Raw genomic sequence first — 12,999 nt, forward strand, 5'->3', positions numbered from 1 at the left:
CGTTCGAGTGGCGTGGTCATGAGCAGAGGATCGTATCGCGGCGGCTCGACCTCTGTCGGCTGGAACGCCAATCGCTATGTCTCGCCGTCGCTCACAGGCCGCACGCGCAAGGGCAAGGCGCTGATCAAGGATCTCACCGCGCGCACCGCCCAGAGCCGCGCCGAGCTGGCCGACCAGGATGAACGGGCCCGGAAGCGCCACGGCCTGGCGCCGGCGAAGGCGAAAGCGCCGGTGACCACCGCCACGGCGGCGAGCACCGGGCGATCGGGCGTAGCAGACCGGGCCCGCAAGCGGCTCAAGGCCGGCGGGCGTCAGGCGTTCTCGGTGACGGTGGTGAAGCGCAAGCAGCGGAAGGGCCGCCAACCTTAGGAGGAGTCGGTCGGCTGGACCTCTGCCTCGTCCTCGGTTTCGTCGGAATCCCGCGAGCCCCCAGACGGCGGCAGATCGACGAACATCTCGCGCATGCGGACGATGTGCGCCTCGATGGGCTCGTCGAGGAAGCCGTGATCCTGGCTCTCGTCCTCGAGCGTGGCGAGGAGGAAGGTGCGCATGTCGTCGACATCTTCATCGTCCAGCGCCTCGGCGTGCTCGGCGATCACGCGATCGACGGCGGCAAAGACCTCGCGAATGCGCTGGTTGATCTGCGACTGCTCGTGGACGGTCCGACCCCCCGGGGCGGCGGCCGCCTCGCGTGCCTCGGCGTCGCGGTCACGCTTCAGGCGCGACTTGAGCAGGAGCGACTGGCGGTAGCCCCGGGCGACGCGCTCGGAGGCGCGGGCGAGGTGGCAGGCGGCGTCGACGTCGGGCTCGTCCAGGGCGCGCTCGGACAAGCGGGTAGCGAGCCGCAGCTGCGCCTGGGCCAGCCGCGACAGGCCCTCGGCGTCCTCATCGGTGATGGCGAGCGGGTCGATCATTCGGCCGCGAGGGAAACACGGGCCTACGTCAAAAGCGGTCGCGACACCGTTCTCGGTCGCTGGGCCCGCACCCTTCCACGCCCGCTGCCCGCTTGCATGACGCCCATCGGCGCGCTAACACTGAACCATATGGTTCAGCAATTCACACCGCTCGACGCTTCGTTCTCGGCGCTCTCGGACGCCACCCGGCGCGGCGTCCTGGAACAGCTGGGGCGCTCGGACGCGTCGATCACCGAACTCGCCGATCGGTTCCACATGACCCTCACCGGCATGAAGAAGCACGTCGGCGTCCTGGAGCGCGCCGGGTTCGTCATCACGCAGAAGGTCGGGCGGGTGCGGACCTGCCGGCTGGGGCTTCGCCGCCTCGAGGAAGAGGCGGCCTGGATCGAGAGCTACCGCCAAGTCTGGGCCGCACGCTTCGAGGCGTTGGACGCGGTCGTCGAGCAACTGAAGCGCGAGGAAGAAGACCGATGACGAATCCCACCACGATCGAACAGGCGTCCGAGCGCGAGCTGGTCGTCAGGCGCACGTTCGATGCTCCGGCGCGCATCGTCTTCAAGGCCTGGACCACGCCCGAGCTGTTCATGCGGTGGTGGGCGCCCCGGTCGATGGGCATGAACCTGCTCTCCTGCGAGATGGATGTGCGCACCGGGGGCGGGTACCGGCTGGCGTTCGGACAGGACCCGGCCACCGCCGACGCGTTCTTCGGCCGGTATCTGGAGGTGACGCCGCCCTCGCGTCTGGTCTGGACCAACGACGAGGGCGAGGACGCGGCGGTCACCACGGTGACCTTCGAGGAACAGGATGGCCGAACCTTGCTGGTCCTGCGCGAACTATACCCCTCGAAGGCGGCGCTCGAGGCGAACCGCGGGGCCGAAGAGGGCCTGCCCGAACAGTTCGGGCAACTGGACGAGCTGCTCGCGACGCTGGGGGCCAGCGCGGCCGGTTCCTGAGGCGCGGCCCTCCCCCCGCAAGGGGAGGGGAGTGGCCGGGCGGGCCCTGTGACGCGTCGGTGAGGATCGACACACCCTCACCCTGGCCGCTGGCGCGGCCTGTCCCTCCCCATCAAGGGAGGGAGAGCACGTCGGCCAACGTCTGTGTCCCGTCCCACAGCACGCCGCCCCAGCCGGCGGCGCGGGCGGCCTCGACGTTGGACGGCTTGTCGTCGATGAGGACGAGGTCGGCGGCGCGGAAGCCGGTGCGGGCCCGGGCGGCGGCGAAGAACGCCGGGTCGGGCTTTCCGCATCCCACGTCGGCCGAATAGTGGATGGCGTCGAACCGGTCGCGCAGGCGCAGGGTGTCCCAGAGATAGGCGGCGCGCTGGTGCTCCTGGACGGTGGCGAGGTGGAGCTGGACGCCCGTGGCGCGAAGGGCGGCGAGGTCGGCCAGCAGCGTGTCGTCGAGCTGGGCGTCCTTGGCGAACCAGTAGTCCGTGAGGGCCTGGCTGGTCAGATGCGGGGCGATCTCTGCCAGGACCGGGCCCAGGCGGTCATGCAGGGCGGCGCGGCCCGTCACAACATCGTCCCAGTGCGGGGCGAAGAAGCGGGCCTGGAGGGTGGCGACGGACAGGCCGAGGTCGCGCTCCATGTCGATGGCCCAGCCGCCGGGGCGGGGGATGACCACCACGCCGTCGACGTCGACCATGAAGGCCTTCAAGCGAGCACCGTCAGGTGATGGGTGTCCATGGATCTCATGGGGAGATGCGAGCCTGCCTCTCAAAGTCAGTCAAGGACCGGCCTCCGGCCGGCCGCGGCGCGGCGGCCCCGGCGGGGCCGTCCTTGAGTGACTTTGAGAGGCAGGCAGACTGGCGGCCATGAGATGTATGGCTCGGTCTGGCCGCGCAAGGTCGCCTGAAGGTCTACTAGGTTTGGGAAGCAGACCTAGAGAACTTGCCCTTGGCGATACGCGATCTTGGCGTTCCCCCTGATCCGGCTTCCGCGCCTGGTCACCTCTAGGCCGATGTAGTCACGGTTGATTTCGCACATGAGCAGGCCGAGGCACTCGTGGCGTTCCAGCCCCGGTTCGGCGTCAGTTTCCACATGCAGCTCCAGGCGTCGTGGGTCGGGGCCGTAGTTCCTGACAACCGCGTTGTCGCCGTAGTACCTGTGCACGCATCGACGGATGTAATCGGCTTCGCCCGGCGGGAGGGGCGCGGGTTCCTTCGGTGGCGCGGGCAGTTTTGCGACTGGCACAGACCGACCCTACTGAGGACCCACCACCGCACAAGCCCCAACTGCGGACCTGCAGGAGGTCGCCTGCGGGGTGAAAGCGGGCCTTCCCGGCCCAACCCAGCCCTACGCCCCGCCCATCAACCCCTTGAGCCGGTACAGCGCGTCCATCGCCTCGCGGGGGCTCATGCCGTCGACGTCGAGGACCTGCAGGGCCTCCTCGACCTTGCTGGGGCCGAACTTGGCTTCCGGCTCGGCGACGGCGGCGAAGAGGGGGAGGTCGTCGAGGTTGGCGGGGCCGGCGGATTCCTTTTCCAGGCGCTCCAGCACCTGTTTCGCGCGCGCCACCACCGGCATCGGTACGCCCGCCAGCTTGGCCACCTGGACGCCGTAGCTGCGGTCGGCGGGGCCGGGGCCGGCCTCGTGCAGGAAGATCAGCTCGCCGTTCCACTCCTTGGCCTTCAGGCTGAGGTTGGAGACGTAGGGCAGGCGGCCCTCGAGGACCGCGAGCTCATGGTAGTGGGTGGCGAACAGCGCGCGGCAGCGGTTGGTCTCGTGCAGGGCCTCGGCGCAGGCCCAGGCGATGGCGAGGCCGTCGTAGGTGGCGGTGCCGCGGCCGATCTCGTCCAGGATCACCAGGCTGCGCGGGGTCGCCTGGCTGAGGATCGCGGCGGTCTCGACCATCTCCATCATGAAGGTGGAGCGGCCGCGGGCCAGGTCGTCGCCGGCGCCGACACGGCTGAACAGGCGGTCGACGACGCCCAGGCGCAGGCGTTTCGCGGGGACGAAGCAGCCGGACTGGGCGAGAACGGCGAGCAGCGCGTTCTGGCGCAGGAAGGTCGACTTGCCGGCCATGTTCGGGCCGGTGACGAGGCTGAGGCGCGGGCCCCCGACGCCCGCGCCGTCCAGGCGGCAGTCGTTGGGCGTGAAGGCGTCGCCGGCGCGGCGCACCGCGTTCTCGACCACCGGGTGGCGGGCGGCCTCGGCCTCGAAGGCGGTGGAGCGGTCGAGGATCGGGCGGGTCGCGCCCACGTCATCGGCCCATTCGGCGAGGGCCGCGGCCACGTCCAGGGTCGCGGCGGCGTGGGCGGCGGCCTGGATCAGCGACGCCACCCGGGTGGCGGCCTCGCGCCAGGCCTCGAAGGTGTCGAGTTCGATGGCCAGCGCCCGCTCGGCGGCCTGGGCGATCCTGGCGTCCAGCTCGGCCAGCTCCACCGTGGTGAAGCGGATCTGGTTCGCCATGGTCTGGCGGTGGATGAAGGCAGCGTTCAGCGGGGGCTTGAGCAGCGGCTCGGCGGCCTTGGCCGTGGCTTCGACGAAATAGCCCAGCACGGCGTTGTGGCGGACCTTGAGCGTCACGCCGCTGTCGGCGACCAGCTGGGCCTCCAGGGCGGCAATGACGCGGCGGCTGTCGTCGCGCAGGGCGCGGGCCTGGTCCAGTTCGGGCCGCACGCCCGGGGCCACGAAGCCGCCGTCGCGGGCCAGAGCCGGCAGGTCTGGGCCCAGGCCGTCGATCATCAGTTCCAGGAAGTTGGCGAGCTCGGGGACATTCTCCAGGTGCAGCGCCGACAGCGCCTGGGCGGTCTCCGTCGGCAGGGTCACCAGCGGGTCGCGCAGCTCGGTGAACAGGCGGCAGACGGCGCCGCCGGCGGTCAGCCCGTCGCGCAGGGCGCCCAGGTCGCGCGGCCCGCCCCGGCCCAGGGCCAGGCGCGACAAACCGCGCGCCATGTCGGGCAGGCCCTTCAGGGTCTCGCGCAGCTTCTGGCGCTGAGCGCGGTGGCCGACGAACCAGGCGACCGCGTCCAGGCGCACGTCGATGGCGGCGGGGTCCAGCAGGGGTCGCGCCAGTCGCGCCGCCAGCATCCTCGCGCCGGGGGCGGTGACGGTGCGGTCGATGGCGGCCAGCAGCGAGCCGTCGCGCGTCCCCGACGTGGCCTTCTCGATCTCGAGGCTGGCCCGCGTCGCCGGATCGATGACCATGACGTCGCTCTCGCCCGCTCTGCGAGGCGCGGACAGGGCCGGAAGCTTCCCGGCCTGGGTGGTCTCCAGGTGGGCGGCGATCAGGCCCAGGGCCGAGATCTCGGCGCCCGACAGCGGTCCGAAGCCGTCCAGGGTGTCGACGCCGTAGAGCCGCTTCAGCCGGGTCTCTGACGCGCCCGGCTCGGCCAGCGCGCTTGGCATCGGCTGGATGAAGCCGCCGGCCTGTTTCAGCGCCGCGCTGACCGCCTCGTCGGCGAACAGGCGGTCGGGGACCAGCACCTCGGACGGCCCCAGCGCCGCCAGGGTCGAGGCCAGCCCCGCCACCGTCACCGACAGGCACTCGACCTCGCCGGTGGAGAGCTCGACGCTGGCCACCGCCGCGCCGCCCGCGCGAACCGACACGGCGGCCAGGCGGTTGGCGCCGCGGGCGTCCAGCAGGCCGTCCTCGGTGAGCGTGCCGGGCGTCACCACGCGGGTGACGTCGCGGCGGACCACCGCCTTGTGGCCGCGCTTCTTCGCCTCGGCCGCGTCTTCCAGCTGGTCGCAGACGGCCACCTTGAAGCCCGCCCGGATCAGCTTGGCGAGGTAGGCCTCCATGGCATGCGCGGGGACGCCGGCCATGGGGATCGGCGCGCCGCCGTGCTGGCCGCGCGCGGTCAGCGTGATGCCGAGGGTGGCGGCGGCCTTCTGCGCATCCTCGAAGAACAGCTCGTAGAAGTCGCCCATGCGGAAGAACACCAGCGCGTCGGGCTGGCGCGCCTTGGCCTCGAAGTACTGGGCCATCACCGGCGTGGCGCCGGCGGCGTCGGGCGTGGGGGCGGAGACCTGGGCGTTCATCGGGCTGTTGAGTGTCATTCGATTCGACAGGGTCAGCGCCCCCTCCACCACTTCGTGGTCCCCCTCCCCCGCAAGCGGGTGAGGAACTGGAGCGACAAGTTCCTCCCCCATGCCAATGGGGGAGGGGGACCACGAAGTGGTGGAGGGGGCGCTGCTCGCGCCACGAGGCTAGAGGACGCCACCGAGTCCCGCACCCCCTTGAACCGCGCCGTGCGAGGCCCAAGCTGTGGATAGATGGCTTACGGCAGCGTTGATTCGCGTTTCGTGGTCTTCCCCGCCGGCCCGGCGGACGCCGAGGCGCTGGCGCTTGTTCACGTCACATCCTGGCGCGAGACCTACCGGGGCCTGCTCCCGGACGCCTACCTGGCCCGGATGTCGGAAACCGCCCACGCCCGCCGTTTCGGCCAGCAGCTGCTGCGGCCGGGCCCGGACGACGTCACCCTGGCGGCGGCCGACCGCTGGGGCATCGTGGGCTATGCTCAGGGCGGGCCGTCGCGCCGGGGCGTGCCGGGCGAGGCCGAGATCGCCACGCTGTACCTGGTTCGCGCCGCGCAGGGCCGCGGTCTGGGCGGGCGCCTGTTGCGGGATGCGGCCCGGGCGCTGGCCGAGCATGGCGCCAGGTCGCTGGTGATCTCGGTGCTGCGCGACAACGCGCCGGCCCGGCGGTTCTACGAACACCTGGGCGGCGAGGCCGAACCCGTCAGACTGGAGCCCGGACCCGCCGGCGGCATGCTGCACGAGGTGGCCTATCGCTGGCCGGATATCCGGACGCTTTCCGACCCGCCCTGAGGTCCGGCTACGCCTGTTCCGCCGCGTAGGTGAGGCTGACGAACACGTCCTCGAGGTCGGGGTCCTCGGTCGAGATGTCCTTGATGTGCAGGCCCGCGGCGCGGATCGCGGCCAGCACCTGTTCGACGCTGGACTGGCCGGTGCGGTAGCTGACCGAGAAGCCGCCGGCCTTGATGAGCTTGGTTTCGAAGCCGGGCAGCGCGGGGGCCTCGGTCACCGGCTCTTCCGGGGTGACCAGCACATGGCGCATGTCCATCCGGCGCAGCAGCGTGGTGGTGGGCTCGCAGGCCACCACCTGGCCGCGGTTGACGATGGCGATCTGGTCGCAGAGCTCCTGCGCCTCTTCCAGGTAGTGGGTGGTGAGCACGATGGTCACGCCCTTGCGGTTCAGCTCCAGCACGTAGTTCCACAGCTGCTTGCGCAGCTCGACGTCGACCCCGGCGGTGGGCTCGTCGAGGATCAGGACGGGCGGATTGTGGACCATGGCCTTGGCCACCATCAGGCGGCGCTTCATGCCGCCCGACAGCTGGCGGACGTAGGCGTTGGCCTTGTCGCCCAGGCCCAGAGCGTTCAGCAGCTCGTCGGACCGGCGCTCGGATTTCGGCACCGCGTACATGCCGGCGGCGACCTCCAGCGACTCCTTCGGCGTGAAGAAGGGGTCGGCGGCGATCTCCTGCGGGACGACGCCGATGGCGGCGCGGGCGTCCCTGGGGTGCGTGTCGATGTCGCGGCCCCAGATCTTCACCTCGCCGCTGGTCTTCTGGCAGAGGCCCGACAGGATGTTGATGAAGGTCGACTTCCCCGCGCCGTTCGGGCCCAGCAGGCCGAAGATCGACCCTCGGGGAATGGCCAGATCGATGCCGCGCAACGCCTTCATCTCGGGCGTGGTCTTGGTGGCGGCGTAGGTCTTGGTCAGGCCCTTGGCCTCGATGGCGAATTCGGGGAGATCCATGGGGTCCTGTCGTTGACGCGCCGAGCCGTGCTCGCATACCTAGGGCCACGCTGGCGGTGAGCCAAGCGACCTCCACCAAGGTAGTGACGATCCATGGCCCGCAAAGCCGCTGCTCCGAAGTCCAAGCCCGAACCGGCGCCCGCCAAGCCGGCGCTGATCGCCGATGCGAATCCGCCCGAGGTGATCACGGTGCGCAGCCACCGCGTGGCCTGCGACGGGATCGGCGGCGCGCTGGGCCATCCGCGCGTGTACCTGGAGATGGGCGGCGCCGATTTCGTCGAATGCCCCTACTGCGATCGCCGCTTCGTGCTGGCGCACGGGTCCGAGGGCAAGGAAGACGAACACCTGGCGCCGGGCGTCTACGAAGGCTCCGGCGGGCACTGAAGCCTGCGCCGCTCGACCTTCCCTCCCTTGATGGGGAGGGACCGCTCGCCGGAGGCGAGCAGGGTGAGGACGTGTGGGCCAGAGTGCGGAGTCGGAGCTTGATCGCGACTCGCTCACCCTGACCGCTTCGCGGTCTGTTCCTCCCCATCAAGGGAGGGAAAATCAGACTCTGAGCGGCATCAGGATGTACTGGACGTCCGCGTCGCTGGGGTCGAGGACCAGGGCCGGGTCGTTGGGGCCGCCGAAGCGGAGCTCCATCGAGCCACCCGAGATCTGGTCGGTGATGTCCAGCAGGTAGCGGGCGTTGAACGACAGTTCGAAGGGCTCGCCGTCGTAGTCGATCTCGAGCTCTTCCACCGCCTGGCCGGCTTCCATGTTGCGGACGGTCAGGACGACGCGGCCGCTCTCGATGGCCATGCGCACGCTGCGGCTCTTCTCGGCCGAGATGGTGGCGACGCGGTCAACGGCCTGGGCGAACAGCTTGGCATCGACCATGACCGTACGGTTGTTGTCCTTGGGGATGACGCGCGCGTAGTCGGGGAAGTTGCCGTCGATGACCTTCGAGGTCAGGGCGGCGCCGTTCATCTCCAGCCGCACCTTCTGGGCGCTGATCTGCAGGGCGACGTTCTCGCCGGCGTCGTCCAGCAGGCGGCGCATCTCGCCGATGGTCTTGCGGGGCACGATCACGCCGGGCGCGCCGGCCGAGCCCTCGGGCGCCGGCATGTCGGCCAGGGCCAGCCGCGAGCCGTCGGTGGCCACCGCGCGCAGGCGCGGGCTGCCGTCGACGATCACCGTGTGCACGTAGAGGCCGTTCAAATAGTAGCGCGTCTCTTCGGCCGAGATGGCGAAGCGGGTCTTGTCGATCAGGCGGATCAGGTCGTTCACGTCGACGTCGACCGAGCCTGAGAACCCTTCGGAGGACATCACCGGGAAGTCGCCGGCCGGCAGGACCGGCAGGTTGAAGCGCGAGCGGCCGGCGGCCACCGTCAGACGCGGATCCTCGCCGGTGAACGACAGGCTGACGTCCGCGCCCTCGGGCAGCTTGCGGACGATCTCGTAGAGCGTATGGGCCGGGGCCGTGATCTGGCCGGGCTGGTCCACCTGGGCCAGGGCCTCGTCGATGATCTCGAGGTCGAGGTCGGTCGCCGAGAACGTCAGCCGGTCGCGGTCGGCCGACAACAGCACGTTCGACAGGATCGGGATGGTGTTGCGGCGTTCGACGGCGCTTTGCACATGGCCAAGCGCGCGGAGCAGTGCGGCGCGTTCGATCGTCAGCTTCATTTCGGTCCCGGCTCACCAATCGCGCCCGGTCGAATCAGCTCGATCCGCGCACGCCCCGAAGGGAGGGGACTGCGGACATTAGCGATTTCGCGAGGCTGGGAAAGAGGATGGCCGCCCTACTCACAGCAAAACGCCCCGCTGGGACCAGCGAGGCGCTTTACCGCGACATCGGAGCGTTCATCAGGCCGCGGCTGCGCGCGCTCCACGACGCCGCATCATGGCGCCGGCGGCGCCGAAGCCCAGGATCAGCAGCGCCCACGTCGAAGGCTCGGGCACGCCGCCCGCCATCGGCAGGGTGGCGGTGACCTTCAGGTTGTCGACGCCCCAGCTTTCGTCGGCGCCGCCCTGCCAGCCCGCGCCGCCGGCCCGGAAACCCAGTGTGAAGGTGGAGGCCGTGTGGGCGAAGGACAGCCCGCCCACGCCGGACATGTCGACGACCCGGTCGTTCCAGCCGCTGTAGATGAAGTTCGACAGGTGGGTCTGGGCGCCCCCGGCGAAGTCGTTCGTCGAGCCCGAAGCGTTGTTCGCCGTGAGCTTCGCGAACAGCGCGCCGTCCAGGTAGATCTCCAGATAGTCGGGCGCGAGGCCGCCATCGATGCTGTCCCAGGAGTCCAGGAAGACCAGGGTGAAGTCCACGTCCAGGGACGTGTGGGCCGGCAGGTTCGACAAGGTGAAGATCGTCAGATCGGTCGAGCCGTTCTGCAGGAACCGGCCGGTGAGACCGCCGTAGTCGGCGCCGCCCACGTCGAACGCGCCGCTCGGACCGGTGATCGTCGCGACGACGCCCGAGCCCATGCTCGAGGTGTTGAAATCGTTCTGATAGACCACGGCCGTCGCGGCCACGGCCGACCCGGCGGTCGCGGTCAGCAGCGCGGCGGCCATGGCGGTTGCAAGCTTACGCATCACAGAGGTTCCCCAAAACGGCTCGGCGGCCGTGCACAACGAAGGCGACCCGCGGGCGGGTCGCCTTGCGAGGTACTGTTCGGGGAAAAGGACGGCCTCCCCCGAAAGGGGGCCTGATCGTCAGGCGCGGGTATCGAGGCTTCCGCCCGCGTCGGCGCCGGACTCTCCAGGATAGCCGTCGGGCTTCGCAGCGGGGCTCGCGCCCTTGGCCGCGACCACCACCATGGCCGGACGAACCAGCCGGCCCAGCAGTTCGTAGCCGGCCTGCAGCGTCTGAATGACGCCGCCCGGCTCCACGCCGTCGCCGGCGGGCTGTTCCATCATCGCCTGGTGCTTGTGGGGATCGAACTTCTCGCCCTTGGGCGGGAGGATCTTCTTGAGGCCGTTCTTGTCGAACGCCGACTGCAGTTCCTTGGACGTCATCTCGACGCCCACGACGAAGTTCTTCACGGCGCCTTCGCCCTCGGGGGCGGCGGCCAGGGCGCGGTCGAAGGTGTCGGCCACGCCCAGCAGGTCGCGGGCGAACTTGGTGATCGCATAGGCGCGCGCGTCGTTCATCTCGCGCTCGGCTCTGCGCTTGGTGTTCTCGGCCTCGGCGGCGTAGCGGAGCACCTGCTCCTTCAGCGCCTTGATCTCGGCGGCCATCGCTTCGACATCGGCGCCGGCGTCGTCACCAGCTTCGAGATCGGCAGGCGTCAGTTCCTCGGACATCAGACCTTCAGCTCTTCATCACCTGGCCAAGCACCCGGGCGGTGTAGTCCACCAACGGGATGATCCTGGCATAGTTCAATCGCGCGGGCCCGATCACGCCGATCGCGCCCACCACCTTTTGGGCGCCCGTCATATAGGGCGCCGCGATCACAGCGGAACCCGAAAGCGAAAAGAGTCGCGTTTCGGCGCCGATGAAGATGCGCACCCCCTGGCCGTCGCGCACGCCGTCCAGCAGCTGGATCAGCTGTTCCTTCTGCTCCAGGTCCTCGAACAGCGAGCGGACCCGCTCCAGGTCTTCCAGCGCGTCGCGGTCTTCCAGCAGGTTGGCGCGGCCGCGGACGATCAGGGCGCGGTCCTCGGCCTCGCCGCCGCCCCAGGCGGCCAGGCCGTCCTCGACCAGCCGGGCGGCGGTGACGTCCAGCTCCTGCCGGGCGCGGTCGAGCTCGAGGCGGAGGTCCGCCTTTGCCTCGGCCAGCGTCTTGCCGCGCAGGCGGGCGTTCAGGAAGTTGGACGCCTCGGTGAGCGCCGAGGGCGTCACGCCTTCGGGCAGGCGGATCAGGCGGTTCTCCACCGTGCCGTCGTCGAAGACCATGATCGCCAGGGTCCGGTCGCCCGAGAGCGGCACGAACTCCACGTGCGTCACGCCGGCGTCGCGCATGGGCGTGACGACCACCCCCGCCCCGCCCGCGAGACCCGACAGGATCGCCGAGGCCTCGTTCAGCGCGTCCTCGTAGTTGCGGCCGTGGGCCAGCAGGCGCGCCTCGATGTTGCGCCGTTCCTCCTCACCGACGTCGCCCACCTCCATCAGCCCGTCGACGAACAGGCGCAGGCCCGCATGGGTCGGCCGGCGGCCGGCGCTGACGTGCGGCGCGCCCAGCAGGCCCAGGTGCGTCAGGTCCTGCATGGTGTTGCGGATCGAGGCCGGCGACAGCGAGACGCCCCCCTTCGACAGGGTGCGCGAGCCCACCGGCTCGCCCGTCTCCAGATAGCTCTCGACGATGCGCCGGAAGATGTCGCGGGCACGGGCGTCCATGTCGGTCAGACTGGGCCCGACGGAAAACGGCGATGGTGTCACAGGGTGCGGCAGGGTTGGCCCATGGACTGTCTACTCCCGATCTAGGATAAGCGCGGCCCGTGGCGGCGCAAGATCGCGCCCCCAAGACAACGCCTGAAAGCCAGCCCCATGCGACCCTCCGAACGCGCCCCCGACCTTCTGCGCCCCATCGTCCTGGAGACGGCGGTGACGCGCTATGCCGAGGGCTCGTGCCTGATCTCGGCCGGCCACACCAAGGTGCTGGTGACCGCCAGCCTGGAGGAGGGCGTCCCCGGCTTCCTGCGCGGCAAGGGCCAGGGCTGGGTCACCGCCGAGTACGGCATGCTGCCCCGCGCCACCCACACGCGCGGCCGGCGCGAGGCCGCGGCGGGCAAGCAGAGCGGCCGCACCCAGGAGATCCAGCGCCTCATCGGCCGCTCAATGCGGGCGATCATCGACCTGAAGGCGCTGGGCGAGCGGCAGATCACCATCGACTGCGACGTCCTGCAGGCGGATGGCGGAACCCGCACGGCGTCGATCACCGGCGCGTGGGTCGCCCTGCGGCTGGCGACGAAGTACCTGCTGGACGAGGGCGTGATCGCCACCGACCCGATCCTCGACCAGGTGGCGGCGGTGAGCTGCGGGATCTTCAACGGCACGCCGGTGCTGGATCTCGACTACGAGGAGGATTCGAACGCCGAGGCCGACGCCAACTTCGTGCTCACCGGCAAGGGCGATATCGTCGAGGTCCAGGCCACCGGCGAGAAGCGCGGCTTCAGCCAGGGCGAGTTCGACGCGCTGTTCTCCCTGGCCCGCAAGGGCATCGGCGAGCTGTGCGAGATGCAGCGGACGGCGACGGGGGCGTAGCGCGCCTCCCTCCCTTGATGGGGAGGGACAGGCCGCGCCAGCGGCCAGGGTGAGGGAGTGTCGATCCTCCCCACCCTCTGAGCCCTGGCCCCGACTCCCTCACCCTGATCGCCTTTGGCGATCTGTCCCTCCCCACGAGGGGGAGGGGAGAAACGAAAACGGCGCCGCCCCTCGCGGGGT

At 70.3% G+C, this 12,999-nt stretch carries 14 protein-coding genes; 6 read left to right on the forward strand and 8 right to left on the reverse strand.

Features of this window, described 5'->3' with window-relative positions:
* Window positions 1-18: 18 nt before the first annotated feature.
* Window positions 19-369, forward strand: a complete 351-nt coding sequence (locus tag ACQ66R_RS12230; protein ID WP_430422317.1) for a hypothetical protein — start codon at window positions 19-21, stop codon at window positions 367-369.
* Here ACQ66R_RS12230 and ACQ66R_RS12235 read toward each other — a convergent pair.
* Entirely contained in the window at window positions 366-914 is a 549-nt protein-coding gene (locus tag ACQ66R_RS12235; RefSeq protein ID WP_430422319.1) for a hypothetical protein, read from the reverse strand. The genes ACQ66R_RS12230 and ACQ66R_RS12235 overlap by 4 nt on opposite strands.
* A gap of 129 nt (window positions 915-1,043) precedes the next feature.
* Between ACQ66R_RS12235 and ACQ66R_RS12240 the strand changes: the two genes are divergently transcribed.
* The gene (locus tag ACQ66R_RS12240) at window positions 1,044-1,388 is read left to right on the forward strand and encodes an ArsR/SmtB family transcription factor (protein WP_430422321.1); all 345 of its coding nucleotides are present in this window, start codon (window positions 1,044-1,046) and stop codon (window positions 1,386-1,388) included.
* On the forward strand, window positions 1,385-1,867 hold the full coding sequence (locus ACQ66R_RS12245; RefSeq protein ID WP_430422323.1) for an SRPBCC family protein: 483 nt from the start codon (window positions 1,385-1,387) through the stop codon (window positions 1,865-1,867). The genes ACQ66R_RS12240 and ACQ66R_RS12245 overlap by 4 nt, the downstream gene beginning before the upstream one ends.
* Before the next feature lie 112 nt (window positions 1,868-1,979).
* Here the strand turns inward: ACQ66R_RS12245 and ACQ66R_RS12250 are convergent, their stop codons facing one another.
* Window positions 1,980-2,558, reverse strand: a complete 579-nt coding sequence (locus tag ACQ66R_RS12250) for an HAD-IA family hydrolase (RefSeq protein WP_430422325.1) — start codon at window positions 2,556-2,558, stop codon at window positions 1,980-1,982.
* 650 nt (window positions 2,559-3,208) lie between these two features.
* A complete protein-coding gene (mutS, locus tag ACQ66R_RS12255; protein ID WP_430426287.1) occupies window positions 3,209-5,899 on the reverse strand; it encodes a DNA mismatch repair protein MutS in 2,691 nt (896 codons plus the stop codon).
* A 234-nt stretch (window positions 5,900-6,133) separates the two neighbouring features.
* Here mutS and ACQ66R_RS12260 point away from each other — a divergent pair, with 234 nt between their 5' ends.
* Window positions 6,134-6,688 carry an N-acetyltransferase family protein gene (locus tag ACQ66R_RS12260; RefSeq protein WP_430422327.1) on the forward strand — a complete coding sequence of 185 codons (555 nt, stop codon included), beginning with the start codon at window positions 6,134-6,136 and terminating at the stop codon, window positions 6,686-6,688.
* A 7-nt stretch (window positions 6,689-6,695) separates the two neighbouring features.
* Here ACQ66R_RS12260 and ACQ66R_RS12265 read toward each other — a convergent pair whose 3' ends face one another.
* Entirely contained in the window at window positions 6,696-7,640 is a 945-nt protein-coding gene (locus ACQ66R_RS12265) for an ABC transporter ATP-binding protein (RefSeq protein WP_430422329.1), read from the reverse strand.
* A 93-nt stretch (window positions 7,641-7,733) separates the two neighbouring features.
* Here ACQ66R_RS12265 and ACQ66R_RS12270 point away from each other — a divergent pair, with 93 nt between their 5' ends.
* Window positions 7,734-8,024, forward strand: coding sequence for a zinc-finger domain-containing protein (locus ACQ66R_RS12270; RefSeq protein WP_430422331.1), 291 nt, complete (start codon window positions 7,734-7,736; stop codon window positions 8,022-8,024).
* Between the two features lie 162 nt (window positions 8,025-8,186).
* On the opposite strand, the gene dnaN is transcribed toward ACQ66R_RS12270, so the two are convergent.
* From dnaN to hrcA, 4 genes are all read right to left on the reverse strand, one after another.
* Window positions 8,187-9,305, reverse strand: a complete 1,119-nt coding sequence (dnaN, locus tag ACQ66R_RS12275; RefSeq protein ID WP_430422332.1) for a DNA polymerase III subunit beta — start codon at window positions 9,303-9,305, stop codon at window positions 8,187-8,189.
* Between the two features lie 180 nt (window positions 9,306-9,485).
* Entirely contained in the window at window positions 9,486-10,208 is a 723-nt protein-coding gene (locus ACQ66R_RS12280; protein ID WP_430422334.1) for a PEPxxWA-CTERM sorting domain-containing protein, read from the reverse strand.
* Between the two features lie 120 nt (window positions 10,209-10,328).
* Window positions 10,329-10,919, reverse strand: a complete 591-nt coding sequence (gene grpE, locus ACQ66R_RS12285) for a nucleotide exchange factor GrpE (RefSeq protein ID WP_430422336.1) — start codon at window positions 10,917-10,919, stop codon at window positions 10,329-10,331.
* Window positions 10,920-10,926: 7 nt separating this feature from the next.
* A complete protein-coding gene (gene hrcA / locus ACQ66R_RS12290; RefSeq protein ID WP_430422338.1) occupies window positions 10,927-11,952 on the reverse strand; it encodes a heat-inducible transcriptional repressor HrcA in 1,026 nt (341 codons plus the stop codon).
* A gap of 150 nt (window positions 11,953-12,102) precedes the next feature.
* On the opposite strand from hrcA, the gene rph reads away from it, so the two are divergent.
* Window positions 12,103-12,819: a ribonuclease PH gene (rph, locus tag ACQ66R_RS12295; RefSeq protein ID WP_430422340.1), complete on the forward strand. Its 717-nt coding sequence runs from the start codon at window positions 12,103-12,105 to the stop codon at window positions 12,817-12,819.
* The last annotated feature ends 180 nt before the right edge of the window (window positions 12,820-12,999 follow it).

The sequence above is a fragment of the Phenylobacterium sp. genome, from assembly GCF_965284355.1.
Lineage (GTDB): Bacteria > Pseudomonadota > Alphaproteobacteria > Caulobacterales > Caulobacteraceae > Phenylobacterium.